Source organism: Streptomyces sp. SirexAA-E, assembly GCF_000177195.2.
Classification (GTDB): Bacteria; Actinomycetota; Actinomycetes; order Streptomycetales; family Streptomycetaceae; genus Streptomyces; species Streptomyces flavovirens.
The window spans coordinates 2,823,734-2,849,976 of sequence record NC_015953.1; the positions used below are offsets into that span (position 1 = coordinate 2,823,734).

A 26,243-nucleotide genomic window follows, 5' to 3' on the forward strand; every position below is an offset into this window, starting at 1 on the left:
TCAGCGGCCCTGCAGCTTCGCCGAAGTGGTCCGGGCCGCGCCGAGCTTGTTGTAGAGACGGATTCCAGGGCATTCGGTTGCGAAACCGTCCCGGTGACCGGAGATGACGTTCAGTTTGACGCTGACTCCCTTCGCGTACTTGCCGCTGCCGCCCGAGACGAGGGTCACCTTGCCCTTCGGGTTGCGTCCGAACAGGCCGAGCTTCCAGGCGGTGAGCTTGGCGATCGCGTCCACCGCGGCGGCGGGCGGGTTCGTCGAGCCGAACGAGCCGAGGACGGCGATGCCCATGGTGTTGGTGTTGAACCCCAGGGTGTGGGCGCCGAGGACGGCCTTGGTCACGCCGCCGGCCCGTCCCTCGTAGATGGTGCCGCACTTGTCGATCGCGAAGTTGTAGCCGAAGTCCCGCCAGCCGCTGCTCTTGACGTGGTAGCGGTAGATGCCGCGCAGGACCGAGGGCGCCTGGGCGCAGGTGTAGTTGTTGCCGGTGGCGCTGTGGTGGACGAACGCGGCCTTCACGGTCGAGGTGTACGCGAAGGTCCGCTCGCGCAGACTCTCGTCCGCACCCCACCCCTTGCGGGTGACGATGCCGGGACGCGGCCCGACGTACGGCTTGGCGCTCGCGGCGACGACCGCCTGCTCCTCCGACTCCGCCTTGCTCAGGGCGGGGATCCTCGTGGCGCCGAGCGGGGCGAGGTCGGCGTTGACGGCGGAGCTCTCCGCGGCGGCCAGGCCGAGTGCGGCGCTCGCCGGGAGCGCGCCCGGCTGCGGTGAGGTGGACAAGGGGGTGACGGTGGCGGAGGTGGCCGTGGCGGGGGTGACGCCGTCGGGGGTGACACTCTCGGGCTGCTCCTGCGGGTCGTCGCCCGGGTCGACGAGTTCGACCCGCAGCCCGGCGGGGAGCGGTGCCGCGTCCGTCCCCGACCGGCTCCGCGCCGAGGCGTCCTCGGCCCGCACGCGCACGTCGACGCCGTCCGAATCACCCACCCAGAGCGGGGCGGTGGAGCCGCGGACCGCGCCCGACTCGCGCTCGTCACTGCCGGAGTCGGCGGCGTGGTCGGTGTTGTGCGTCTCCAGGTCCTGCCAGCCGGACCACCGGCCGGTGCCGGTGGCGCGGGTGCGGACCTGGACGGTGCCGTGGAGTTCGGCGTCGGCGTCGTCCCAGACCACGCCGACGAGCGAGAAGCGGTGGGAGTCGCGCTGGAGCAGCCCCTGTCCCTCGGTGGGGGAGGACTGCGACGACGTGGGTCCGGTGGGGTCGCCGGAGGCCCGGGGCTCGGCGTCGGCGAGCGGCCGCAGTCGCAGGGACTGGGTCGAGCCCTGCGGTTCGGCGGGGGCGGCGGGCGCACGGGCGGCCGTCGCGGGTGCGGGGGTGGGTGCGGCGGATCCGGGCACGGCGAGCGGGAGGGTGAGGGCCGCCGCGCAGGTGACGCCGATGGAGGTCGCAAGAAGTGCACGCATACAAGAGATCCTTGGCAGATACCGGCATCGCCTGCGACTGGAGTGTGGGCGCCTTGACCTGACGGCCCGTCTGCCGACCGGTGGAAGGGCGACCCGTCGCGGCCCGGGGCCGCCCGGGCCCCGGCGTACCCTTGCGCGGATGAACGCCAGTGACCGTACCCCCGCCGACCTGCTGCGATCCGCGCTCGCCGCGGACCCGGCCCGCCCTCTCGTCACTTTCTACGACGACGCAACCGGAGAACGCGTCGAACTGTCGGTGGCCACCTTCGCCAATTGGGTGGCCAAGACCGCCAATCTGCTGCAGGGCGACCTGGCGGCGGAACCGGGTGACCGGCTGGCGCTGCTGCTCCCCGCCCACTGGCAGTCCGCCGTCTGGCTGCTCGCCTGCTCCTCGGTCGGCGTCGTCGTCGATGTGCAGGGCGACCCCGCCGCGGCCGACCTGGTCGTCAGCGGGCCGGACACGCTGGAGCGGGCACGCGCCTGCCGCGGTGAGCGGGTGGCCCTGGCGCTGCGTCCGCTCGGCGGCCGTTTCCCGCAGCCGCCGGAGGGTTTCTCGGACTACGCGGTGGAGGTGCCGGCCCAGGGTGACCGCTTCGCCCCGTTCGCACCGGTGGACCCGGACGCGCCGGCGCTCTCGGTGGACGGCGTCGGGTGGACTGCGGCCCAGCTGGTCGCGCGGGCCCGCGAGGACGCGGCGGAGCTCGGACTGGTGGCGGGGTCCCGGCTTCTGACGGGGCGTACGTACAACACCTGGGAGGGGCTGTCCGCCGGCCTCTTCGCCCCGCTGGCCGTCGGCGCGTCGGTGGTGCTCTGCCGCAACCTCGACCGGCTGGACGAGAACGCCCTGGCCGCGCGGGTCGAGAGCGAGCGGGTCACCGGTACGGCGGTATGACAAGCGCTCTCCGGGCCACCCGTCCGGCCCAGGAAGGGCCGAGCCCCCGGGACTGGGCCCCGGCGGCGGTACATGATCGGGCGGTACAGACCACTCCGCCCCTGGCGCACAACCAAGCGTGAGGTTCAGCCGTCTACTCCTGCGACCGGCGGCCCATCACGCCGCCGAACGTGAAGGATGGACGCAGACGTGAGCGACAGCGCCGGCCCCCCGGCCGACCCCGACGGTCCGCACGACCCTGCCGGGGGCGGGCCAAGGAACGGATCGCAGGACGACTCCGCGGCCACCGGACCGGACGCGCCCGGGACCGGGCGGGACGGCGGTTCACGTGACGACGGGCCGGAACAGCCGAAGGAGCCGGGATCCGACGCCTCGCGGGACGAGTCCGCCGAGGCGGACGCGCCCGGCGACGGGCCGGACGGCACAGGTGGCGGGGCTCCGGCGAAGGGCGGCGGCGGGGGCCGGGGCCGTTTCGGGAACTGGGCGGCCCGGCCCGAGGGCGGGCACGGCAAGCGCCACTGGCTCCGCTGGACCGCGCTCGGCGCCTCGTTCGTCGTCCTCGTCGCCGCCGGGGCCGGCTGGTGGCTGTACCGGAAGCTCGACGGCAACATCACGACCGACACGAGCGCCGCCGCCGAGCTCAAGGCGTACGAGAAGGAGCGTCCGACGCCGGTCGCCCAGGGGGACGCGCAGAACATCCTGCTCATCGGCTCCGACACCCGGTCCGGCGAGAACAGCGAGTACGGCCGCGACGACGGCGGAAGCCAGCGCTCGGACACCACGATCCTGCTGCACCTCGCGGCAGACCGTAGGAGTGCGACCGCGGTGTCGCTGCCGCGCGACCTGATGTCCAGGATCCCCAGCTGCCACACGGCCGACGGCAAGACCACCAAGGCGCAGTTCGCCCAGTTCAACTGGGCGTTCGAGCTCGGCGGGACCGCCTGCACCATCCGGACCGTCGAGAAGATGACGGGGGTGCGGATCGACCACCACATGGTGATCGACTTCAACGGCTTCAAGGACATGGTCGACGCCGTGGACGGGGTCGAGGTCTGCCTGAAGGAACCGGTCGACGACAAGGACGCCCACCTCACGCTGCCCGCGGGGCGCCAGAAGCTCGACGGCGAGAAGGCCCTGGGGTACGTGCGGGCCCGCAAGTCCATCGGGAACGGCAGCGACACGGAGCGCATGGACCGCCAGCAGAAGTTCCTGGGCGCGCTCGTCAACAAGATGCAGAGCAACGGCGTCCTGCTCAACCCGACGCGGCTGTACCCGGTGCTGGACGCGGCGACGAAGTCGCTGACCACGGACCCGGGGCTGGACTCGCTGAGGGACCTGTACGACCTGGTGCGCGGGATGCGGAACGTACCCACCGAGCGGGTGCAGTTCTTGACCGTGCCCCGTCAGGCCTATCGGGCGGACGCGAACCGCGACGAACTCGTCCAGCCGGACGCGGACCAGCTCTTCGAGAAGCTGCGCGAGGACGAGACCGTCACCGTGCTCCCCGCCGACCAGATCAACGGCGACGATTCACAGGAAACCGACAGCAATGACGACCGAAAGCCCGGCGACAGCGAACTGAGTCCGACGCCTGCTCCCACCTATTCGGGGTCGAGCGCGGCCGACGACCCCTGCGACGCGTAAAGCGATTACCAAACCATGGGCGACATACCGAGTGGAATAGGTGAAATGCCCGAATGTAAAGGGCGTGGAATATCTCACGCGCGTCGCTTCGGGCCGAATGAGCCGGATAGTGTGACGCGATCCGGTGCATACGGCGACCCTGCCGCGCACTGCTGGAGCGAAGGACCGAGCGCCCTGCAGGGGGAGGCGCCTCGCGTGGCACCGACGGAGGATTCAGGCAACCGTGGACGCGCATAGCCGTGGGCGGGCGGAGGAAATAGACCCCGCCGACCAGTGGGTACTCAACCCGCACACCGGCGATTACGAATTGCGACTGAACCACTCCGGAAGAGAGTCGTCCGACGATTCTCCCGCGCCGAATCCTCCCCATTCGCGTTCCCGTGGCGACGGGGAATCCAGGACCCGTGCCCCCGAGGTGCCCGCCCAGCGGAGCCGCCGTTCGGCGCGCGACGCGTCCCCCGAGCCACCGGCGGCCGGCCGCCGCAAGCGCAAGCCCGCGACGTCACGGCGGAAGAAGGTCCTGCTGTGGACCGGCGGGGTCATGGCCTTCGTGGTCGTCGCCGGATCGGCCGGGGCCTACGCCCTGTACCAGAAGTTCAACGGCAACCTCTCGACCGTCGACGTCGGTGACGCGGGCAGCAGGAGCGTCACCTCCGACGGTCCGCTCAACATCCTGGTCATCGGCACGGACAAGCGCACCGGTGCGGGCAACGAGGGGTACGGCGACAAGGGCAGCGCCGGTCACGCCGACACCAACATCCTCTTCCACGTCTCCGCGGACCGCACCAACGCGACGGCGATGAGCATCCCCCGGGACCTGATCACGGACATACCCGACTGCACCACCAAGCAGTCGGACGGCTCCGAGAAGGTCATACCGGGCACGCAGAACGTGCGGTTCAACGTGAGCCTCGGTCAGGAGGGGCGGGACCCGGGCTGCACGATGCGTACGGTCAAGGAGATCACCGGCCTCTCGGTCGACCACTTCATGATGGTCGACTTCAACGCCGTCAAGACCCTCTCCAGTGCCGTCGGCGGCGTCAAGGTCTGCCTGGACAAGGCGGTGAAGGACCGTGACTCGCATCTGGACCTGCCGGCGGGCGAGTCGACGATCGAGGGCGAGGACGCACTGGCCTTCGTCCGCACCCGGCACAGCTTCGGCAACGAGAGCGACCTGGACCGGATCAAGGTCCAGCAGCAGTTCATCGGCTCGATGATCCGGCAGATGAAGTCCGACGACACGCTCACCGACCCCACCAAGCTCTTCGGCCTCGCGGACGCGGCGACCAAGGCGCTCACCGTCGACTCCGGCATCGGGTCGATCAAGAAGCTGACCTCGCTCGCCCAGGAGCTCGGCAAGATCGACACGAAGAACATCACCTTCGTGACCATGCCGGTGATCGACAACCCGGACGAGCCGACGCCCGTCACCGTCGTCGAGCACCCGACCAAGGCCGATCAGCTCTTCGCGACGCTGCGTTCCGACACCTCCCTGACCGAGGTGAAGAAGCAGGAGAAGGCGGCCGAGGACAAGCAGCAGGCGGTGCTCAAGGGCACCAAGGCCGACCCCGCCGACGTACGGGTCGACGTCCTCAACGGTGGCGACACCGCCGGTGCGGCGCAGGCGACGGTCACCTGGCTGCAGAACGAGAAGGGCGTGCTCAAGTCCACCAACAAGGCCAACGCCCCGTCGAAGATCGCGAAGACGACCCTGGCCTACGCGCCGAACCAGGCCGACCAGGCCCGTGCGCTCGCCGCCATGATGGGCCTGCCCGCCACGGCGCTGAAGCAGGGCACGACGGACGCCGAGGGACTCCAGGCGATGGTGCTGACCCTGGGAGCCGACTTCAAGGGCGCGGGCGTGCCCGTCACCGGCGAGGTGAAGGCGCCGGAAGACATCCAGAAGGCAAGCGCCGACAAGGCGGTATGCGCGAAGTGACCACCGGTCGCCGCGCCACAGCGTAGGTCCGAGCAGCAGGGGGGTCCGGTGGGACGGAGCAGTACGCGCGGGGAGGGGGCACGTCCCCGTGTCCGGCACGGTGGTCGCGGCGAGGCCGCGCCGGAGGCCGGCCACGGCCCGCGGAACGACGGGTCCACCACCCGCGGCCACGGCCGGCGTGAGCGGGGGCCGGCCCCGCCGGAGGGCGGGCACCGCCCGGGCGGGCCCAACCGCCGCACCCGCCGGTCCGGCAAAGGGGGCAAGCGACGCGTCCTGCGCTGGGTGGCCACCGTCACCGCCCTGCTCATACTCGGCACCGGCGGCGCCGGTTACCTCTACTACAGGCACCTCAACGGCAACATCAAGAAAGAGGACCTGACGCTCGGCGACAAGAAGATGGCCGACCACAAGGCCAACGCCGCCGGGCAGACCCCGCTGAACATCCTGATCATCGGCTCCGACGCCCGGGACTCCAAGGAGAACCAGAAGCTCGGCGGCGCCAAGGAGACCTTCGGGGCGCCGCCGCTGGCGGATGTGCAGATGCTGCTCCACCTCTCCGCCGACCGCAGCAACATCTCGGTCGTGAGCATGCCGCGCGACACCATGCTCACGATGCCGAAGTGCACCGACCCCGAGACCGACGACGTGTACCCGGCCAGCACGGTCCCCGTCCAGACGAACGAGAGCCTCGGCCGCGGCGGACCCGGCTGCACGGTGGCCGCCTGGTACGAGCTCACCGGCATCACCATCGACCACTTCATGATGATCGACTTCGCGGGCGTGGTCTCCATGGCCGACGCGGTCGGGGGCGTCCCCGTCTGTGTCGACGCCAACGTCTACTCCCACACCAGCGACGGCAAGGGCTCCGGGCTGAAGCTGAAGGAAGGCACCACCTCCGTCAAGGGCGAGCAGGCCCTGCAGTGGCTGCGCACCCGGTACGGCTTCGAGGACAACACGGACCTGGGCCGGGCCAAGGCCCAGCACCAGTACCTCAACTCGATGGTGCGCGAGCTGCGCAAGGGCACCAAGCTCACCGATCCCGGGAAGCTGATGGACCTGGCGGAGGCCGCCACCAACGCGCTGACGGTCGACAAGGGCCTCGGCACGGTCAAGAAGCTGTACGACCTGGCGGAGGAGCTGAAGAAGGCCCCGACCGAGCGCATGACCATGACGACCATGCCGAACGTCTACGGGACGGGCAATCTCAGCGGGCGGGTCTTCCCCAAGCCGGGCGAGGCCGAGCAGCTGTTCCGGATGATCCGTGAGGACATCCCGCTGGACGGCAAGGCCTCCAAGCGCAAGACGCCGGTCGTCAAGGACGCCGCCGCGCCCGTCGGGGAGATCGCGGTCAGTGTGCGCAACGGGACCGGCACGGACTCCCTCGGCCCGGCCCGGGGCCGGGCCGGCACGGTCAAGGACCTGCTCACGGAGGCGGGCTTCGCGAAGGCCTCGATCGACTCGCAGAACGTCGAACCGGCCGCACGGACCGGGCTCCTCTATCCCAGCGCGGACCTGGAGGGCGACGCGCAGGCGGTCGCCAAGGCCCTGGGGATCCCGGTGTCGCAGGTCAAGAGGTCGACCGCCGTCTCGGGCATCGTCCTGGCGGTCGGGGCCGACTGGCGCGAGGACGGGAGCTACCCCGCCAAGGCGGGCGAGGAGGAGAAGACGCCGGAGTCGGCGGACGCCCTCAACGGCGCCGACGAGGAAGCGTGCATGAAGGTCAATCCGGGGTTCACCTGGTGAGACCCGTGGGAAGGGCCCCGCAGCCGCGGCTGCGGGGCCCTTCCCCGTGTACGCGCGCCTCCGTCAGACTCAGACCGTCTGCTCCCGCGCCGACGGGCGGCGGCTCGCGATGACCCTATTCGCCAGCGAACGGGGGCTGGTCAGGAAGCCGTACCCCCACGACATGTGCATGGTGGCCAGCGCGACCGGGATCTGCGCCCGCGCCTTCAGCGACAGCCCCTTGCCCGCCGGCAGCGACCCGGCGACGATCGCCGCCACGTATCCGGCCGGCACGACGAACGCCCACGGCGTGACGGCGGCGCCGACGACGATGCCCGCCGCGATCGCGCAGACGGCCGTCGGCGGGGCCAGGTAACGCAGGTTGATCGAGCCGGAGTGATAGCGGGCCACGACGTGACGCCAGCGGCCGTAGTCCTTGTACTGCTTGGCGAGCGCGCGGACGCTGGGGCGGGGGCGGTACTGCACCTTCAGCTCCGGCGAGAACCAGATCAGGCCGCCCGCCTCGCGGATCCGGAAGTTCAGCTCCCAGTCCTGGGCGCGGATGAACTCCACGTTGTAGCCGTCGGCCCGCTCCAGCGCCTCACGGCGGAAGACCCCCAGATACACCGTCTCGGCCGGGCCCGCCTGCCCACCGGTGTGGAACGCCGCGTTGCCGACGCCGATCTTCGACGTCATCGCGGCGGCGACGGCGTCCTCCCAGGCGTTCTCGCCCTCGGCGTGCATGATGCCGCCGACGTTCTGCGCGCCGGTCTCCTCCAGGAGCCGGACGGCGGTCGCGATGTAGTTCGGCGAGAGCATGCCGTGGCCGTCGACCCGTACCACGATCGGGTGGCGCGAGGCCTTGATCGCGGCGTTGAGCGCGGCCGGGGTGCGGCCGGTCGGATTGGCGACCGTGTGCACCCGGGAGTCCTCCCGTACCAGCTCAGCGGCTATCTCGTCGGTGCGGTCGACGGAGGGGCCGAGGGCGATGACCACCTCCATCTCGCCGGCGTACTCCTGCTCCAGGATGTGCCGGACCGAGTTCCTGAGATGACGTTCCTCGTTGAGCACCGGCATGATCACGGAGACGGCGGGGTACTGCGCGGCAGACATGTGGTCCTCGGGGGTCCTCGGGGGAGCCGGGCGTCCCGGGGGTGGCTCGCACCCGGGAAGCGGCGTGATTCGGCCGCCACGTTACCGCGAACGGGGGACAGGGGCGCGCGCCGCCGGGGTCTCCCCCCTGGTGCGCAGATCGTATGGGCCTACCGTGCGAATGTCCTACTAACACAGCGGAGGTGTCCCTCGTGCCCACACCGCCCCGACCGCCCCGTCCGCCGCACCCCCGCACCGCTCCCCCGCAGCGCCGGCCGGCCCGGCAGCCCGCGGTCCGGGCCCGCTCCGAAGACCGGGCCCGGAAGCGGTCCCGCGGCCGGAAGACACCGCCCCGGTGGGGCATGCGCGTGGCCACCGGACTCTCCGTGCTGGTGCTCGGCGCGAGCGGGATCGGACACGCGGTGGTGACCGGCCTGGAGGGCGGGATCGACCGGGTCGACCCGTTCAAGGACATGAAGAACCGGCCCCCCGGCGGCCACGGCCTCAACCTGCTGCTCGTCGGCACCGACAGCCGCGACAAGATCACCGCGGCCGAGAAGACGACGTACAAGCTGGGCGGAGCCCCCTGCCACTGCACCGACACCCTCATGCTCGTCCACCTCTCGGCCGACCGGCAGCGGGCCAGCGTGGTCAGTCTGCCGCGCGACAGCTACGCCGAGATCCCCTCGCACACCGACCGGACCACCGGCGAGGAGCACTCGGCCCACCCGGTCAAGCTCAACGCCGCGTACGCCGAGGGCGGCCCGCACCTGACCGTGCGGACCGTGGAGCAGATGACCGGCGTCAAGATCGACCACTACCTGGAGGCCGACTTCACCAGCTTCATGAAGACGGTCGACGCCGTGGGCGGGGTGGAGATCTGCACCGCCGAGCCGCTGAAGGACTCCTACACGGGCCTCGACATGGCCGCGGGCACCCACAAGCTGGACGGTGGGCAGGCCCTGCAGTACGTGCGCTCGCGCCACATCGACGGGGCCGCCGACCTGGGCCGGATGGAGCGCCAGCAGAAGTTCGTGGCCGCGCTGGTCGGTCAGGCGACCAGCGGCGGCGTGCTGACCGACCCGGCGAAGTTCCAGAAGGTCGCGTCGACGACGCTCGACGCGATCCGGGCCGACAAGGGGTTCGGTACGGAGCAGATGCTGGAGCTCGGCAAGGCGATGCGCGGGTTCACACCGGCGTCGTCCGAGTTCACCTCCGTGCCGCTGGCGGACGACAGCTACCAGGTCAAGGGCCTCGGGTCCACGGTGAAGTGGGACGAGGCGAAGTCCAGGAAGCTCTTCCAGGCGCTGCGCGAGGACAAGCCGCTCGCCCCGGCACTGCCCGCCCGGCCCAAGGCTGCCCCGGTCGACGTGGCGCCCGAGCAGATCAAGGTCCAGGTCTACAACGGGACGACGAAGGACGGGCTCGGCCAGGAGGTGGACAAGGCCCTGCGCGCCACCGGCTTCGACACCACCCGGGCCCCCCGCGGCGGCGGCCCCGGCGACCTGAAGCAGACGCTGATCACCTTCGATCCACGGTGGGACCGGTCGGCGAAGGCGCTGGCCACCGCGTTGCCCGGCAGCGAACTGAAGGCCGTGAAGGGGCAGGGCGGGACGCTGAACGTGACGGCGGGCGCGAACTTCACCAAGGTACGGGCGGTGAAGGGCGAGCGGCCGGAGGGGGGCGAGTTCGGGGCGGTCACCGGAGACCAGGTGGCCTGCCCGTCGTAGGACTCCGCCGTATCCCTGGGGCGGGCCCGGTCGCCGGGCCCGCCCCACCGCTGTGCGCCGGCCCCTGAGCCGAGGAGGGACGAGGTCCGCGCACTCCTGTGGCTCAGCCGGTACCGCCGATGCGGCCGGCGACGGCCTGGGCCTCTCCGCGGCCGTCGTCCGGTTCCGCGATCGTACCGGCACCGGATTCTAGCAACGCTAGACAATCGAGCGGCTATCCATCTAGCATCGACTTAGAACCTAGCGACGCTAGAAGCCGCTGGGCGCCACCCTGGGAGGGGACATGCAGGACGCACTGGCCGTCGTGACGGTCGTCGTGGTCGGAGTGATGGTGGGCGTGGAGTTCGCGGTGGCGGTCTTCGTCAACCCGATCCTGGACCGGCTCCCGGACAACGGCGGCATCGGCGCCCGCAGCGACGGGGCACGCCTCCTCGGCCGCGTGATGCCGTTCTGGTACATCGGCTCGATGGTCCTGGGCGCGGTGTGGGCCACGCTGGCGTGGGGCGACCCGGGGGTCTGGCTCATCGTCGCGGGCGCGGCTCTGCTCGTACTGAGCGTGGTGATGTCGGTCGTGCTGCTCGTGCCGATCAACTCACGGGTCGCGACCTGGACGCGCGAAGGCGCTCCGGCCGACTGGAAGCAGCAGATGGGGCGGTGGGACCGCTACCACTACGTCCGGGTGGGGGTCATCGTGGCCGCCTTCGCCCTGCTCGCCACCGCTCTCGCCCGCTGACCGGGCACACGAAGAGGGGGTGCCGGCCGCGGCCGGCACCCCCTCTTCGTGACGGGCCTCAGTCGTCGATGCCGTCGGCGGCCCGCTGCTCCCGCAGCTCCTTGATCGCGCGCCGCCGGGCGAGGCGGTGGGTGCGCCTGATCTGCGCCTCCTGGTAACGCCGCTTGTCGCGCTCCGTCTCCGGGACCACCTGCGGTACCTGGCGGGGCCGACCGGCCTCGTCGACGGCCGCGAAGACCAGGTAGGCGCTGCCCACCTGCTGGGCGGGCGTCGACTCGTTCCACCGCTCGGCCATGACGCGGACGCCGACCTCCATCGAGGAGCGGCCGGTCCAGTTCACCTGGGCGCGGACGTGGACGAGGTCACCGACGCGGACCGGCTCCAGGAAGACCATCTCGTCCATCGAGGCCGTGACCGCCGGGCCGCCGGAGTGCCGGCCGGCGACCGCGCCCGCCGCGTCGTCGACCAGCTTCATGATCACGCCACCGTGCACCGTGCCCAGGAGGTTGGTGTCGCTGCCGGTCATGATGTGGCTGAGGGTGGTCCGGGAGGCCGAGGTCGGCTTGGCCGGAATCTCACCCTCCGGGGTCTGGGCCTGTTCTGTCATGCCCTCCACCTTATGCGGGGGCATGCGGTGGCTTGCCCCCGGTTGCAATGCATCAGCTTCGCAACAGCCCTGGTCCAGATTCCGGTACGCCCTGTAAGAGCCACAGGTCGAGACGGCACACTGTTCCCCATGAGCGATTGGCCCGAGGGGCGGAACGGCGGACCCGGCGAGCGCTATGGGCAGGGCAGTGCGAGCCCGCGGCCCGAGGGCGCCCGCGCCATGCCTCACGTCCGTCGGCGCCCCGCGCCGCAGCCCCAGTCCCCGCCCCGGATCCCGCCGCAGCCGGGCGGTGTCCCGGGCCACGCGGACGCCCCCGGTTACGACAGCGGCTACAACACGGGCCAGGTCTACGGCGGCGGCGCGGGCCGCGGCCCCGGCGGCGGCGGACACGGCGGCGGCCCTCGCGGCGGCGACAGCGGATACGTCCGGCCGCGCCCCGCACCGAACTGGGGCCGGCGCCTCAAGGTCGGCGCGCTGTCCCTGGTCGTGGTGGTGCTGGCCGTCTCCGTCGGGACCTACTTCTGGGCCGACGGCAAGCTCAAGCGCGAGGTCGACCTCTCCAAGGTCATCGACCGCCCCTCCGAGGGCGACGGCACGAACTACCTGATCGTCGGTTCCGACAGCCGTGAGGGCATGACGGACGAGGACAAGAAGAAGCTGCACACCGGCTCCGCCGAGGGCAAGCGGACCGACTCGATGATGATCCTGCACGACGGCTCCAACGGCCCGACGCTGGTCTCCCTGCCCCGCGACTCGAACGTCGAGATCCCCTCCTTCGTCGGCTCGGAGTCCGGCAAGAAGTACGAGGGCACGGGCCGGACCGTGAAGCTGAACGCCGCCTACGCGGAGGACGGCCCGGAACTGCTGGTCCGCACGGTCGAGTTCAACACCGGACTGCGCATCGACCACTACGTCGAGATCGGCTTCGGCGGCTTCGCCAACATCGTGGACGCGATCGGCGGCGTGGAGCTGGACATCCCGAAGGCCTTCAAGGACAAGAAGTCAGGCGCCGACTTCCAGGCCGGTAAGCAGACGCTGAACGGCGAGCAGTCCCTCGCCTTCGTCCGCACCCGGTACGCCTTCGCGGGCAGCGACCTGGACCGTACGAAGAACCAGCAGAAGTTCCTCGCCGCCCTGGCCTCCCAGACGGCGACACCGTCCACGGTCCTCAACCCGTTCAAGCTCTACCCGACGATGGGCGCGGGCCTGGACACGCTGATCGTCGACAAGGACATGTCGCTCTGGTCGCTGGGCAACATGTTCTTCGCGATGAAGGGCGTCACCGGCGGCGACGGCACGTCGATGAACATCCCGCTCACGGGCCAGAGCGTGAACGGCAACCTCGTCTGGGACAAGGACAAGGTCAAGCAGCTCGTGGAGCAGTTGAAGAACGACGACAAGGTCACGGTCAAGGGCAGCTGACGGTCCGGTTCCCGGGCGAGGCACTCCTCGCTCCCGGGCACCGCTGCCCGGGCGGCCGTCAGGCGCTCTCGGACCCCGACGGCTGGTACAGGTCGTTCAGCTCGTCGGCGTGGTCCTCCTCCTCCTTGAGGATGTCCTCGATGAGGCGCCGCGTCGTGGGGTCGCTCTCGCCGATCCAGCGCACGATCTCGGTGTACGTCTCGATGACGATCCGCTCGGCGACGAAGTTCTCCCGGATCATGCCCTGGAGGTCGGTCTCCGCCGGCGTCTCGTACTCCGTGTGGGAGCGGGCGACGAGGGTGGCGGGGTCCATGTCCGGACTGCCGCCCAGCTGGTTGATCCGGTCGGACACGCGCTGGAAGTGGTCGAGCTCCTCACCGGCGTGCTCACGGAACATGTCCGCAACCTGCTCCCGGTGGATGCCCTGCGCCACGATCGCGTTCTGCGTGTAGCGCAGGTAGCAGACCATCTCGGTGGCGACGACCTGGTTGAGCACGTCGATGAGGCGTTCCAGGTCGGCGGTGTTGGCGGGGGTGACCGGGCCCTGGGTGATGTTCCGCCGGGCCTCTTCGCGGATCTTGGTGACGTCGATGGCGAACTGGTTCGGCATGTTTCTTCCCCTTTGTCAGCACTGGTTCCCTTTGTCGGCATCGGCATCGTAAGGGGAGGTGTGCGGGGCGTACGTCAGGCTCGCCCACGCGGCACCGGCGCCGGCTCCGGCCGCCCGAGGGCGAGTGCCGCGCGTGTCGGCCGTCCCCTGGGCGCCGTATTCCGGCCGCCGGAATCCATGCCTCCTCCCACGGAAGCCGTCGCAGGGTGGCCGGATCACGCTCCGTTCAGGACAGAGATCCGGGCCGCACTCCGTCGATACGCGCAGCGCATTGCATGTTCCTGTCATAAGGTTGCGCGGATTCACGTCGCGTTCGACGCCCGGAAATCGACTGTCCGACAGAGCCCTGCCGTGGGGCCGGTGGCCGGTCATAGCGTCAACGGGTACCCAGCAGCGCGCCCAGCCGGCCAGGCGGGCGCTCGACGAACGGGAAACACGTGAAGAGAAGCAAGCTCTGGACCTCGCTGGCCCTCCCCTTCCTGGTCGCCTCCGCGACCCTGGTGGCCGCCCCTGTCGCAAGCGCCGCGACCTCCGGCACCGCCGCGTGTACGCACCCGGCGTGGTCCAACAAGGACTCCGGGTCCGGATACGTGGCCGGCAGCTCCGCGCCGCTGCGCACCGGCCCCAGCGCCGACTGCCCCACCACGGCCACGGTCTACGGCGCGCTCCTGTACTACCACTGCTACGTGACCAACTCCGCGGGGAACACCTGGACCCACGCGCGCATCGACGGCACCCAGATCAACGGCTGGATCTACGACGGCAACCTGACCAACAGCGGGGCCGTCAAGCACTGCTGACCCGGCCCGGACCGGAAGCGCGCGGCCCCCGGCGGATGCCGGGGGCCGCGCGTGACTGCGGTGGGGACGCCTTACGGCAGGTTGCGCGCCATGACGATGCGCTGGACCTGGTTGGTGCCCTCGTAGATCTGGGTGATCTTGGCGTCGCGCATCATGCGCTCGACCGGGTAGTCCCGCGTGTAGCCGTAGCCGCCGAGCAGCTGGACGGCGTCCGTGGTGACCTCCATCGCGACGTCGGAGGCGAAGCACTTGGCCGCGGCGCCCTGGAAGGTGAGGTCGGCGTCGCCGCGCTCGGACTTGGCGGCGGCCGCGTAGGTGAGCTGGCGGGCGGCCTCGATCTTCATCGCCATGTCGGCGAGCATGAACTGGATGCCCTGGAAGTCGGCGATCGGCTTGCCGAACTGCTTGCGCTCCTTGACGTACCCCTTGGCGTAGTCGAGGGCGCCCTGGGCGATGCCGAGGGCCTGGGCCGCGATCGTGATGCGGGTGTGGTCCAGCGTCTTCATCGCCGTGGCGAAGCCGGTGCCCTCCTCGCCGATCATGCGGTCGGCGGGGATGCGGACGTTGTCGAGGTAGACCTCGCGCGTCGGGGAGCCCTTGATGCCGAGCTTGCGCTCCGGGGCGCCGAAGGAGACGCCCTCGTCCGACTTCTCGACGACGAACGCCGAGATGCCCTTCGAGCGCTTGGTCGGGTCGGTGACGGCCATGACCGTGTAGTACTCGGAGACGCCCGCGTTGGTGATCCAGCGCTTCACTCCGTCGAGTACCCAGAAGTCGCCGTCGCGCACGGCCTTGGTCTTCATGCCGGCCGCGTCGGAGCCGGCGTCCGGCTCGGAGAGGGCGTACGAGAACATCGCGTCGCCCTTGGCGAGCGGACCCAGGTACTTCCTCTTGAGCGCCTCGGAGCCGGAGAGGATCACCGGCAGCGAGCCCAGCTTGTTCACGGCCGGGATGAGGGAGGACGACGCGCAGGCGCGGGCCACCTCCTCGATCACGATGACGGTGGCGAGCGCGTCGGCGCCCGCGCCGCCGTACTCCTCCGGGACGTGGACCGCGTGCAGGTCCGAGGCCACCAGCGCGTCCAGCGCCTCCTGCGGGAAGCGCGCCTCCTCGTCGACCGCGGCGGCGAACGGGGCGATCTTCGCCTCGGCGAGCGAACGGATCGTCTCGCGGAGCATGTCGTGCTCCTCGGCCGGACGGTACAGGTCGAAATCGGTCGAACCCGCCAAGACGTTCACTCCCCAACGATGCTAACTACTGTTAAGTAACCCAATTTTAGTGGCCGGGTCTCCCGGTGGCATACAGGCAGGGCGCGTGAGCTTGCCGACAGCTGCGGACGGACGTGGTACGGGCCCCGGATATGCTCGGCCCCGCACGTCTGTCCGCACCGTTCAGGAGCACCTCATGGCCCTCAGGATCACTGTGATCGGCACCGGCTACCTCGGCGCCACCCATGCCGCGGCCATGGCGGAGCTGGGATTCGAGGTCCTGGGGCTGGACGTGGTGCCCGAGAAGATCGAGATGCTCTCGGCGGGCAAGGTGCCGATGTACGAACCAGGGCTGGAGGAGATCCTGCGCAAGCACGTCGCGGGCATCGAGGGCTCCACCGGGCGGCTGCGGTTCACGACCTCCTGGGAGGAGGCCGGGGCCTTCGGCGACGTCCACTTCGTCTGTGTGAACACCCCGCAGAAGCACGGCGAGTACGCCTGCGACATGAGCTACGTGGACAGCGCCTTCGAATCGCTGGCCCCGCAGCTGACGCGGCCCGCGCTGGTGGTCGGCAAGTCCACCGTGCCGGTGGGATCCGCCGCCCGGCTGGCCGAGCGGCTGGCCGCACTGGCCCCGGCGGGCGCCGATGTGGAGCTGGCCTGGAACCCGGAGTTCCTGCGCGAGGGCTTCGCGGTGGACGACACCCTGCACCCCGACCGGATCGTGGTGGGCGTACGGAGCGAGCGGGCCGAGAAGCTGCTGCGCGAGGTGTACGCGGGACCGGTCGGCGAGGGCTCGCCCTTCGTGGTGACGGACTTCCCGACGGCGGAGCTGGTGAAGACCTCGGCCAACTCCTTCCTGGCCACCAAGATCTCGTTCATCAACGCCATGGCGGAGGTCTGCGAGGCCGCCGACGGTGACGTGGTGAAGCTGGCGGAGGCGCTCGGCCACGACGAGCGGATCGGGAAAAAGTTCCTGCGGGCCGGCGTCGGGTTCGGCGGCGGGTGCCTGCCGAAGGACATCCGGGCCTTCATGGCGCGGGCCGGGGAGCTCGGGGCCGACCAGGCGCTGACCTTCCTGCGCGAGGTCGACTCGATCAACATGCGCCGCCGCGGGCACATGGTCGAGCTGGCGCGCGAGGCGGTGGGCGGCGGCTCGTTCCTGGGGAAGCGGGTGGCGGTGCTGGGTGCCTCGTTCAAGCCGGACTCGGACGACGTACGCGACTCGCCCGCGCTGAACGTGGCCGGGCAGATCCACCTCCAGGGCGGCCAGGTCACCGTCTTCGACCCCAAGGGCATGGACAACGCCCGGCGGCTGTTCCCGACGCTCGGCTACGCGGACACGGCACTGGACGCGGTGCGCGGCGCCGACGTGGTGCTGCACCTGACGGAGTGGCGCGAGTTCCGGGAGCTGGACGTCGAGGCGCTGGGCGAGGTCGCCGGGCGGCGGATCGTCCTGGACGGCCGCAACGCGCTGGACCCGGCGGTGTGGCGTGCCGCGGGCTGGACGTACCGGGCGATGGGCCGCCCCAAGGCCTGAGGGACCCCGGCGCGGAATGCGGCGGGAGAACGGGGAGGGGCGGGCGCCTGACGGCGCCCGCCCCTCCCCGTTCTCCGGCCGCGTCAGCGAGCCGGACCGTCCAGTGCCTCGATCGTGGCGTGGGACGGGCCGCGCGAGGCGCTCAGCTCGCGGGAGACCGCTTCCGCGTCGCGCAGCACCCGTACCGCGTTCTGCCAGGTGAGCTTGGCCAGGTCGGCGTCCGACCAGCCGCGGGAGAGCAGTTCGGCGATGAGGTTCGGGTAGCCCGAGACGTCCTCCAGGCCCGAGGGCAGGAACGCGGTGCCGTCGTAGTCGCCGCCGATGCCGATGTGGTCGATGCCGGCGATCTCGCGCATGTGGCCGAGGTGGTCGGCGATCGTCGCGACGGTGGCGAGCGGGCGCGGGTGGGCCGCCTCGAAGTCCGCGTGGACGCGCATCGCGGTCGGGGTGGTGTCCAGGTGGTGCAGGCCGTGTTCGCGCATGTTGCGGTCGGCGGCCAGGGTCCACTCGACCGCCTCCGGGAGCACGAACTTCGGCACGAAGGTCGCCATGGCGACGCCGCCGTTGGCCGCCAGCATCCGCAGCACGTCGTCCGGGACGTTGCGCGGGTGGTCGCAGACGGCACGGGCCGAGGAGTGCGAGAAGATCACCGGGGCGACCGAGGTGGCGAGCGCGTCGCGCATGGTGGTGGCCGCCACGTGGGAGAGGTCGACCAGCATGCCGATGCGGTTCATCTCGCGCACGACCTCGCGGCCGAACTGGGAGAGGCCGCCGACCCCCGGGGCGTCGGTCGCGGAGTCCGCCCAGTCGGTGTTGTCGTTGTGCGTCAGCGTCATGTAGCGGACGCCGAGGGCGTACAGCGAGCGCAGGGTGCCCAGGGAGTTGTTGATCGAGTGGCCGCCCTCGGCCCCCATCAGGGAGGCGATCCGGCCCTCGGCGCGGGCCCGCTCCATGTCGTCGGCGGTCAGGGCGCGCCGCAGGTCGGCCGGGTGGCGGGCGAGGAGCTCGCCGACCACGTCGATCTGTTCCAGCGTGGCGCTGACCGCGTCGTCGCCGGTCAGGCTGGTCGCGACGTACACGGACCAGAACTGCGCGCCGACGCCGCCGGCCCGCAGCCGCGGGATGTCGGTCTGCAGGGCGCCGGTCTGGTCGACGGCGATGTCACGGGCGTCCAGGTCGTATCCGACCTGTTCGCGCAGGGCCCAGGGGAGGTCGTTGTGGCCGTCGACCACGGGGTGGTCGGCGAGGAGCAGCCGGGCGCGGTCCAGGTTGTCCATGGGGCCCTACTTCCCGAAACCGAAGGAGTCCGCGCCCTGCGTCTTGGCGCGCAGCCGCTTGCCCTTCTCCGTCGCCTGGTCGTTCAGCTCCCGCAGGAAGTCGTTCATCCGCTCCAGCAGGGCGGCGTCCTGGGCGGCGAGGATGCGGGCGGCGAGCAGGCCCGCGTTGCGCGCGCCGCCGACCGAGACGGTGGCGACGGGCACTCCGGCCGGCATCTGGACGATGGAGAGCAGGCTGTCCATGCCGTCCAGGTACTTCAGCGGCACCGGGACCCCGATGACGGGCAGCGGGGTGACCGAGGCGAGCATGCCGGGAAGGTGGGCCGCGCCCCCCGCCCCCGCGATGATCGCCTTGAGACCCCGGCCGGCCGCCGCCTCGCCGTACGCGATCATCTCGCGCGGCATGCGGTGGGCCGAGACGACGTCGACCTCGTAGGGGATCTCGAACTCGTCCAGGGCCTTGGCGGCCGCTTCCATCACGGGCCAGTCGGAGTCCGAGCCCATGACGATGCCGATGACAGGGGCCGAGCCGGGTGCGGTCATTCGGTGATCGTTCCTCGCAGGTAGTCGGCCGCGTGCCGGGCGCGCTCCCGCACGTCCGCCAGATCGTCGCCGTAGGTGTTGACGTGGCCGACCTTGCGGCCGGGCTTCACGTCCTTTCCGTACATGTGGATCTTGAGCTGCGGGTCGCGGGCCATGCAGTGCAGGTAGCCCTGGTACATGTCCGGGTAGTCGCCGCCCAGGACGTTGCACATGACCGTCCAGGCGGCGCGCGGGCGCGGGTCGCCGAGCGGGAGGTCGAGGACCGCCCGTACGTGGTTGGCGAACTGCGAGGTGATCGCGCCGTCCTGGGTCCAGTGCCCGGAGTTGTGCGGGCGCATGGCCAGTTCGTTGACGAGGATGCGGCCGTCGCGGGTCTCGAAGAGCTCGACCGCGAGGTGCCCCACCACACCCAGCTCGGCGGCTATCCGCAGGGCGAGCTGCTGGGCCTCGCCGGCCAGGTGCTCGTCCAGGCCGGGTGCCGGGGCGATGACGGTGTCGCAGACGCCGTCGACCTGGATCGACTCGACGACCGGGTAGGCGACGGCCTGGCCGTGCGGGGAGCGGACGATGTTCGCCGCCAGCTCCCGGGCGAAGTCGACCTTCTCCTCGGCGAGCACGGGCACACCGGCCCGGAAGGGCTCGGCCGCGTCCGCCTCGGAGCGGACCACCCAGACGCCCTTGCCGTCGTAACCGCCGCGGACCGTCTTGAGGATGACGGGGAAGCCCCCCACCTCGTCGGCGAAGGCGGCGGCGTCGGCCGGGTCGGCGACGATGCGATGGCGGGGGCAGGGCGCGCCGATCTCGGTGAGCCTGGCCCGCATCACCCCCTTGTCCTGGGCGTGCACCAGGGCGTCGGGGCCGGGGCGGACGGGGATGCCGTCCGCCTCCAGGGCCCGCAGATGCTCGGTGGGCACGTGCTCGTGATCGAAGGTGATCACATCGCAGCCGCGCGCGAAGTCCCGCAGCGTGTCCAGGTCGCGGTAGTCGCCCACGACGACTTCGCTCACCACCTGGGCCGCCGAATCCTGCGGGGTGTCACTGAGGAGCTTGAACCTGAGGCCGAGGGGGATACCCGCCTCGTGGGTCATACGGGCGAGCTGACCCCCGCCGACCATGCCGACTACCGGAAACGTCACCGTTCCAGGGTATCGGGCCCGCGGCGCCTCCCCCGACGAGGCCGCCCCGGCCCCCGTTTCCCCCGCACGTCACAGCTCACGGGCATCACACGCGCGGGCTGGTTAGCATGGCCGGGTTGACGGAACCGAACGGACGGGGCGAGCGATCACCATGAGCGAACGGGGCGCGTTGCGGGCCCGGCTTGATCTGCTGGCCCGGGAGGTCGCCAAGTTCGGCGCGGTCGGCGCACTCGGGCTGGTCGTGAACATCGCCGTCTCCAACCTGATCTGGCGCACCACGGACATCCCGGTGGTGCGGGCCGGGCTGATGGGGACGGTCGTCGCCATCCTCTTCAACTACATCGGCTTCCGTTACTGGACCTACCGGGACCGCGACAAGAGCGGCCGGACCCGCGAGCTGACGCTGTTTCTCCTGTTCAGCGCCGCGGGCGCGGTGATCGAGACGGGCGTGCTGTACCTCGCGACGTACGGCTTCGGCTGGAACAGCCCGGTCCAGAGCAACGTCTTCAAGGTGGTCGGCATCTCGATCGCGACCCTGTTCCGCTTCTGGTCGTACCGCACCTGGGTCTTCAGGACGCTTCCCGCCGAGGAGGCCGTGCTCAGCGCGGACCGGTTTCTGGAACCACGGCGACCCGCCGACGAGGTGACCACCCCGGGGACCGTCTCCCGCTGACCCCCGCGCGCCGCTCAGCGCACCGGGCGGTCCTCCTCCTTGCGCGTCGGCGGGATCCGGCTGAGGAAGAGGGCGAAGACCGGGGGCTGCTGCTGGAGCAGTTCGAGACGGCCGCCGTCGGCCTCCGCGAGGTCGCGGGCCACGGCGAGGCCGATGCCGGTGGAGTTGCGGCCGCTGATGGTCCGCTCGAAGATCCGCGCCCCGAGGTCGGCGGGCACCCCGGGGCCCTCGTCCGTCACCTCGACGACCACCTGGTTGCCGGTGACCCGGGTGCGCAGGGCGACCGTGCCGCCGCCGTGCATCAGCGAGTTCTCGATCAGCGCGGCGAGCACCTGGGCGACCGCTCCGGGCGTACCGACGGCCCGCAGCCCCTGCTTGCCGGAGCACACGACGGCACGCCCCGCGCTGCGGTAGGCCGGACGCCACTCCTCCAGCTGCTGCTTGACGACCTCGTCGAGGTCGAAGACGACGGCGGAGCCGGTGCGCGCGTCCCTGGCGTTGGTCAGCAGCCGCTCCACCACGTCGGTCAGCCGCTCGACCTGGGTGAGCGCGATGCTCGCCTCCTCCTTCACCGTGTCCGGGTCGTCGGTGACGGAGATCTCCTCGATCCGCATGGAGAGCGCGGTCAGCGGGGTGCGCAGCTGGTGCGAGGCGTCCGCGGCGAGGCGGCGTTCGGCGGTCAGCATGCGGGCGATCCGCTCGGCGGAGGAGTCCAGGACGTCGGCGACGCGGTCCAGCTCGGCCACCCCGTACCGCTTGTGCCGGGGGCGCGGGTCGCCGGAGCCCAGGCGCTCGGCGGTCTCGGCGAGGTCGGTGAGCGGCGAGGTGAGCCGGTTGGCCTGGCGTACGGCCAGCAGCACGGCGGAGACGATCGCCAGCAGGGCGACCGCCCCGATGATCAGCAGGGTCCGGCCGACCTCGCGGGTGACGGCGGAGCCGGACTCCTCGACGGTGACCCGCTCTCCCTGCTCCCCCACCTCCGTACTGCGGATGACGCTGTCCGTGGGGCGCTCGCCGACCTCGATCGGGGAGCGCCCGGGGATCTCGACGCGTGCGTAGCGGTTGGTGTCCACCTGCTCGTCCAGCACGTCGGGCGTGATCCGCTCGTCGCCGAGCAGCCGGCTCTCCACGACGCTGATCAGGCGCAGCGCCTCCGAGTCGACGCTCTCCTGGGCGCTGTTGCTGATGGTGCGGGACTCCACGATGACGAGGGAGAGGCCGAAGACGGCGATCACCACGAGCACCACGGCGAGCGTGGAATTGATCAGTCGGCGACGCATGACTGTCTCTGTACGTCAGCTCTTCTCGAACCGGAAGCCGACGCCCCGCACGGTGGCGATGTAACGGGGGTTGGCCGCGTCGTCCCCGAGCTTCTTGCGGAGCCAGGAGATGTGCATGTCCAGCGTCTTGGTGGACGACCACCAGGTGGTGTCCCAGACCTCGCGCATCAGCTGGTCGCGGGTGACGACCCGGCCGGCGTCCCGTACGAGGACCCGCAGCAGGTCGAACTCCTTGGCGGTGAGCTGAAGTTCCTCGTCCCCCATCCAGGCCCGGTGCGACTCGACGTCGATCCGCACGCCGTGGGTGGCGGGCTGCGGGGCGGGCTCGGTGGCGCCCCGGCGCAGCAGGGCGCGGACCCGGGCGAGCAGCTCGGCGAGGCGGAAGGGCTTGGTGACGTAGTCGTCGGCCCCGGCGTCCAGGCCGACCACCGTGTCGACCTCGTCGGCCCGCGCGGTGAGCACCAGGATCGGTACGGCGAGACCTTCGCCGCGCAGCCGCCGGGCGACCTCCAGGCCGTCCATCCCGGGCAGCCCCAGATCGAGTACGACCAGGTCGACGCCGCCCTGGAGCCCGGCGTCGAGCGCGGTCGGTCCGTCCTCCCGCACCTCGACCTCGTACCCCTCGCGCCGCAGGGCGCGAGCCAGCGGCTCCGAAATGGATGCGTCGTCCTCGGCGAGCAGTACACGGGTCATGGAGTGATGGTAGTCCGCGCGAGCCACCTGGGGTGAGGGGCCGAGGACGCCCTGTGGGTCAGCGACACGAATCGGTCATCCACCTTCGAATATGAGAGCGTGGTTCCAGGGCCGCCTGTGATCCATGTCTCAAGTCCTTCCATATCGGCGTGTCTCATGTCGTATGGTGACTCGACGCCTGTTGCACCACCGAGGACCTTTGGGCAGCGTTCCGCGCGCCGAAGGTCCTTTCGTGTACGAGCCGGTCCCCGCCGGCTGCGACTCAGTGAATGACCTGTGGGCCGGGCCCGGAGCGCGAGGACGCGCACCGGGTGTGGATCCTGGTGCGGTCTGTCCCCGATGGCCTCGCGGCTCCCCCACGGAGCCGGTGGCAGGATCGAAACCCCTTGAGGCGTCGGGGGTGGGGCGAGGCCGTACCGGTGCCGGCCACCCCCCACCGGGCGCGTACCGCTCACGAAGCGGCGCGTCCCGACCAGCAAGGATCGACCATGGCGTCCAGCCTGACGAAGGACTCGGCCAGTACGACTGGCTCGCAGAAGACCTTCTTCGGCCACCCCCGCGGCCTGGCCACTCTCTTCATGACCGAGATGTGGGAGCGTTTCAGCTTCTACGGGATGCGGGCTCTGCTCGTCGTCTACCTGCTCTCCGGAGGCCCCGACGCCAAGGACGGCAGCCTCGGCGGCGGCCTGGGGATGGATCTGGCCACCACCACGGCCATCTACTCCGTCTACCTGTCGATGGTCTATCTCCTGGCCATGCCCGGCGGGTGGCTCGGGGACCGTGTGTGGGGGCCCCGCAAGACCGTCGCGATCGCGGCGATGACCATCATGGCGGGCCACCTGGTCCTCGCCCTGCCGGGACAGCCGACGTTCTTCGTCGGCCTCGCGCTGGTGGCGCTCGGCTCGGGTCTGCTGAAGGCCAACATCTCGACGATGGTGGGCCACCTCTACGACGGGCCCAACGACCCGCGCCGTGACGGCGGCTTCACGATCTTCTACATGGGCATCAACGTCGGTGCCTTCTTCGCCCCGCTGATCATCGGCACCGTCGGCCAGACCGTGAACTGGCACCTGGGCTTCGCGCTCGCGGCGGTCGGCATGGCGCTGGGCCTGATGATCTTCCTGTTCGGCACGCGCAACCTCAGCCCGCAGAGCAGCCTGGTCCCGAAGCCGCTCGCGGCCGAGGAGCGGGCCTCCTGGCTGCGCAAGGGGCTCATCTGGCTGATCGTGGCGGCCGTCTTCTACGGCATCGTGGGCCTGACCGGCCACTTCACCCTGAACTGGGCGATGATCCCGCTGACCGTGATCGGGCTGATCATCCCGGCCGGCGTGCTGATCCGGATCAAGCGGGACAAGGAGCTGTCGGCCGGCGAGCAGTCGAAGATGACCGGTTACATCTGGTTCTTCGTGGCCGCCGCCGTCTTCTGGATGATCTACGACCAGGGCGGTTCCACGGTCCAGGCCTTCGGCGAGACCAAGGCCTCGGGCTCGCTGCTCGGCTTCGAGTTCCCCTCCTCCTGGTACCAGTCGCTGAACCCGGTCTTCGTCATGGCACTGGCCCCGGTCTTCGCCTGGATCTGGCTCTGGCTGAACCGCAAGGGGAGCGAGCCCTCGACGGTCGCGAAGTTCTCCGCCGGTCTGTTCTTCGTCGGCGTCTCGTTCTTCTTCTTCCTGGTGCCTCTCACCATGTCCTCGGACGGCAACCTGGTCAGCCCGATGTGGCTCGTGGGCATCTACCTGATCCAGACGGTCGGTGAGCTGTGCCTCTCCCCCGTCGGCCTGTCGGTCACCACGAAGATGGCTCCGGCGAAGTACGCCTCGCAGATGATGGGCGTGTGGTTCCTCGCGGTCACCGCGGGTGACTCCATCACCGGTCTGCTGTCGAACCCGGCCGTCTTCGGTGTCGACCTGAACGGGACGACCGCCGTCGCGGTGGAGGCGGCCCTGGCCGTCCTCGCGGGAGTCGCGGTCTACATGTACCGCAAGAAGGTCAAGGAGCACATGGGCGAGGTCCGCTGACGGACCCGTCGACGAAGGAGGGGCGCCGCACACCGTGCGGCGCCCCTCCTTCCGTCTCGCGGGCCTCCTGGCGCGCGGGCCCGGCCGGGCCCCGGAACGCGGAACAGCGCGCCGCGGAGGCGGCGCGCTGTTCCGGACGGACGGTGGGGTCAGGCGGGTGGTGCGGCGAGCTCCGCCCAGACGGTCTTGCCCGGCTCGTCAGGGGTGCGCACGACGCCCCAGTCCAGGCAGAGCCGCTGCACGATGAACATGCCGTGCCCACCGGGCCGACCCGCGCGGTGCGGCGTACGGGGCGCGGGCTGGCCGGCCCCCCGGTCGACGACCTCGACCCGCAGCACCTTCGGTGAGCAGGCGATACGGAGCTCCTCGGGCCCGTCCGCGTGCAGACAGGCGTTCGTGACGAGCTCGGAGACGACGAGCAGGACGTCCTCGGCGGCGGCCCGCCGGTCGGCGCCGGCCGCGGGCAGCCAGCCCCAGTCGTGCAGAGCCTGCCGGGCGAAGTCCCGGGCCGTCGGCACGATGCCGCTGGCCTGCCGCAACGAGAGGGTGCGCCACCGCCGGTCCGCAGGTACGGAGGAGGCTGGGCCCCCACCGTCCGGCTCGCGGCCGAGGCCGCCCGGCGGATGCTGCCGGGTGGTGCTCATCAGCGCTTCACCTCACCGATTCACCGTGTTGCCACGAACAGATAATGGTCAGATACAGAGTGTGCGGGTTCCATGACCCCGACGGGATGTCTTCTGCCCGACCGGATCGTGACGACACCCACCTCGTCTACGCCAAGAGCGTGACATGAGCGATAGACGGGTCGTCCGCGGCCCCGGGCCTGCCTGGAAGCACCCACAGGTCAGGTACTCAGAGCGTCTTCGAGCGTGGCGTGGACGGTGAAGACCGCCTCCGCCCCCGTGATCTCGAAGACGCGAGCCACCACAGGCTGCATTCCGGCCAGATGGACCCCTCCCCCGGCCGCCTCGGCCTTCAGGCGGGCGCCGAGCAGCACGTTGAGCCCGGTGGAGTCGCAGAACTCGAGTCCCGAGCAGTCGACCACCAGGCGCGCACGCCCCTGTTCGACCGCGCTCTCCAGAGGCTCGCGCAGCAGATCGGCGGTGTGGTGATCGAGCTCACCCACCGGCGTCACGACCTCGCTGAGTCCCTCGGTCCGGGCCTCGACCTGAAGCCGACCCCGGTTCGCACTGCCGACCGTCCCGCGGTCCATCGCCCGTCCCTCT

The 26,243-nt window shown here is 70.8% G+C and carries 23 protein-coding genes; 11 read left to right on the forward strand and 12 right to left on the reverse strand.

All coding sequences use genetic code 11. From position 1 onward, the window contains the following. Window positions 1-1,458: a peptidoglycan recognition protein gene (locus SACTE_RS12410; protein WP_014046378.1), complete on the reverse strand. Its 1,458-nt coding sequence runs from the start codon at window positions 1,456-1,458 to the stop codon at window positions 1-3. A gap of 139 nt (window positions 1,459-1,597) precedes the next feature. Between SACTE_RS12410 and SACTE_RS12415 the strand changes: the two genes are divergently transcribed. The 4 genes from SACTE_RS12415 (at window position 1,598) to SACTE_RS12430 (ending at window position 7,676) form a co-directional block, all read left to right on the forward strand. Next, on the forward strand, window positions 1,598-2,350 hold the full coding sequence (locus SACTE_RS12415; RefSeq protein ID WP_014046379.1) for a TIGR03089 family protein: 753 nt from the start codon (window positions 1,598-1,600) through the stop codon (window positions 2,348-2,350). Between the two features lie 177 nt (window positions 2,351-2,527). Then, window positions 2,528-3,994, forward strand: coding sequence for an LCP family protein (locus SACTE_RS12420; RefSeq protein ID WP_014046380.1), 1,467 nt, complete (start codon window positions 2,528-2,530; stop codon window positions 3,992-3,994). Window positions 3,995-4,217: 223 nt separating this feature from the next. After that, window positions 4,218-5,933, forward strand: a complete 1,716-nt coding sequence (locus SACTE_RS12425) for an LCP family protein (RefSeq protein WP_014046381.1) — start codon at window positions 4,218-4,220, stop codon at window positions 5,931-5,933. Between the two features lie 48 nt (window positions 5,934-5,981). After that, a complete protein-coding gene (locus SACTE_RS12430; RefSeq protein WP_014046382.1) occupies window positions 5,982-7,676 on the forward strand; it encodes an LCP family protein in 1,695 nt (564 codons plus the stop codon). A gap of 69 nt (window positions 7,677-7,745) precedes the next feature. On the opposite strand, the gene SACTE_RS12435 is transcribed toward SACTE_RS12430, so the two are convergent. Continuing rightward, window positions 7,746-8,768, reverse strand: a complete 1,023-nt coding sequence (locus SACTE_RS12435) for a glycosyltransferase family 2 protein (RefSeq protein ID WP_014046383.1) — start codon at window positions 8,766-8,768, stop codon at window positions 7,746-7,748. 341 nt (window positions 8,769-9,109) lie between these two features. Between SACTE_RS12435 and SACTE_RS12440 the strand changes: the two genes are divergently transcribed. Both SACTE_RS12440 and SACTE_RS12445 read left to right on the forward strand, forming a co-directional pair. After that, window positions 9,110-10,477, forward strand: a complete 1,368-nt coding sequence (locus SACTE_RS12440) for an LCP family protein (protein WP_019993523.1) — start codon at window positions 9,110-9,112, stop codon at window positions 10,475-10,477. A 283-nt stretch (window positions 10,478-10,760) separates the two neighbouring features. After that, entirely contained in the window at window positions 10,761-11,210 is a 450-nt protein-coding gene (locus tag SACTE_RS12445; RefSeq protein ID WP_014046385.1) for an anthrone oxygenase family protein, read from the forward strand. Window positions 11,211-11,268: 58 nt separating this feature from the next. Here the strand turns inward: SACTE_RS12445 and SACTE_RS12450 are convergent, their stop codons facing one another. Further along, entirely contained in the window at window positions 11,269-11,817 is a 549-nt protein-coding gene (locus tag SACTE_RS12450) for an acyl-CoA thioesterase (RefSeq protein WP_014046386.1), read from the reverse strand. Window positions 11,818-11,946: 129 nt separating this feature from the next. Between SACTE_RS12450 and SACTE_RS12455 the strand changes: the two genes are divergently transcribed. Next, window positions 11,947-13,239, forward strand: a complete 1,293-nt coding sequence (locus tag SACTE_RS12455; RefSeq protein ID WP_014046387.1) for an LCP family protein — start codon at window positions 11,947-11,949, stop codon at window positions 13,237-13,239. Between the two features lie 58 nt (window positions 13,240-13,297). Here SACTE_RS12455 and SACTE_RS12460 read toward each other — a convergent pair whose 3' ends face one another. Continuing rightward, window positions 13,298-13,849: a ferritin-like fold-containing protein gene (locus tag SACTE_RS12460; RefSeq protein ID WP_014046388.1), complete on the reverse strand. Its 552-nt coding sequence runs from the start codon at window positions 13,847-13,849 to the stop codon at window positions 13,298-13,300. A 437-nt stretch (window positions 13,850-14,286) separates the two neighbouring features. Between SACTE_RS12460 and SACTE_RS12465 the strand changes: the two genes are divergently transcribed. After that, entirely contained in the window at window positions 14,287-14,649 is a 363-nt protein-coding gene (locus tag SACTE_RS12465) for a hypothetical protein (RefSeq protein ID WP_014046389.1), read from the forward strand. A 71-nt stretch (window positions 14,650-14,720) separates the two neighbouring features. Here SACTE_RS12465 and SACTE_RS12470 read toward each other — a convergent pair whose 3' ends face one another. Then, window positions 14,721-15,878: an acyl-CoA dehydrogenase family protein gene (locus SACTE_RS12470; RefSeq protein ID WP_014046390.1), complete on the reverse strand. Its 1,158-nt coding sequence runs from the start codon at window positions 15,876-15,878 to the stop codon at window positions 14,721-14,723. Between the two features lie 175 nt (window positions 15,879-16,053). Between SACTE_RS12470 and SACTE_RS12475 the strand changes: the two genes are divergently transcribed. Continuing rightward, a complete protein-coding gene (locus tag SACTE_RS12475; RefSeq protein WP_014046391.1) occupies window positions 16,054-17,397 on the forward strand; it encodes a UDP-glucose/GDP-mannose dehydrogenase family protein in 1,344 nt (447 codons plus the stop codon). An 83-nt stretch (window positions 17,398-17,480) separates the two neighbouring features. Here the strand turns inward: SACTE_RS12475 and SACTE_RS12480 are convergent, their stop codons facing one another. Genes SACTE_RS12480 through SACTE_RS12490 form a run of 3 tightly spaced genes read right to left on the reverse strand, consistent with a single transcriptional unit; the run spans window position 17,481 to window position 20,353 of the window. Continuing rightward, window positions 17,481-18,674: a dipeptidase gene (locus tag SACTE_RS12480; protein WP_014046392.1), complete on the reverse strand. Its 1,194-nt coding sequence runs from the start codon at window positions 18,672-18,674 to the stop codon at window positions 17,481-17,483. 6 nt (window positions 18,675-18,680) lie between these two features. Next, on the reverse strand, window positions 18,681-19,217 hold the full coding sequence (purE, locus tag SACTE_RS12485; protein WP_014046393.1) for a 5-(carboxyamino)imidazole ribonucleotide mutase: 537 nt from the start codon (window positions 19,215-19,217) through the stop codon (window positions 18,681-18,683). Further along, window positions 19,214-20,353: a 5-(carboxyamino)imidazole ribonucleotide synthase gene (locus SACTE_RS12490; RefSeq protein ID WP_078492619.1), complete on the reverse strand. Its 1,140-nt coding sequence runs from the start codon at window positions 20,351-20,353 to the stop codon at window positions 19,214-19,216. The genes purE and SACTE_RS12490 overlap by 4 nt, the downstream gene beginning before the upstream one ends. A gap of 151 nt (window positions 20,354-20,504) precedes the next feature. Between SACTE_RS12490 and SACTE_RS12495 the strand changes: the two genes are divergently transcribed. Then, entirely contained in the window at window positions 20,505-21,026 is a 522-nt protein-coding gene (locus SACTE_RS12495; RefSeq protein WP_014046395.1) for a GtrA family protein, read from the forward strand. Window positions 21,027-21,040: 14 nt separating this feature from the next. On the opposite strand, the gene SACTE_RS12500 is transcribed toward SACTE_RS12495, so the two are convergent. Together SACTE_RS12500 and SACTE_RS12505 are read right to left on the reverse strand one after the other, a co-directional pair. Beyond that, window positions 21,041-22,306 (reverse strand): ATP-binding protein, encoded by a 1,266-nt coding sequence (locus SACTE_RS12500; RefSeq protein WP_014046396.1) that lies wholly within the window; start codon window positions 22,304-22,306, stop codon window positions 21,041-21,043. A 15-nt stretch (window positions 22,307-22,321) separates the two neighbouring features. After that, entirely contained in the window at window positions 22,322-22,999 is a 678-nt protein-coding gene (locus SACTE_RS12505) for a response regulator transcription factor (RefSeq protein WP_014046397.1), read from the reverse strand. A gap of 488 nt (window positions 23,000-23,487) precedes the next feature. Here SACTE_RS12505 and SACTE_RS12510 point away from each other — a divergent pair, with 488 nt between their 5' ends. Next, the gene (locus tag SACTE_RS12510; protein ID WP_014046398.1) at window positions 23,488-25,017 is read left to right on the forward strand and encodes an oligopeptide:H+ symporter; all 1,530 of its coding nucleotides are present in this window, start codon (window positions 23,488-23,490) and stop codon (window positions 25,015-25,017) included. A 149-nt stretch (window positions 25,018-25,166) separates the two neighbouring features. Here SACTE_RS12510 and SACTE_RS12515 read toward each other — a convergent pair whose 3' ends face one another. Both SACTE_RS12515 and SACTE_RS12520 read right to left on the reverse strand, forming a co-directional pair. Next, window positions 25,167-25,661 (reverse strand): ATP-binding protein, encoded by a 495-nt coding sequence (locus tag SACTE_RS12515; protein WP_014046399.1) that lies wholly within the window; start codon window positions 25,659-25,661, stop codon window positions 25,167-25,169. A 200-nt stretch (window positions 25,662-25,861) separates the two neighbouring features. After that, window positions 25,862-26,230 carry an STAS domain-containing protein gene (locus SACTE_RS12520; RefSeq protein ID WP_026359184.1) on the reverse strand — a complete coding sequence of 123 codons (369 nt, stop codon included), beginning with the start codon at window positions 26,228-26,230 and terminating at the stop codon, window positions 25,862-25,864. Window positions 26,231-26,243 lie beyond the last annotated feature (13 nt).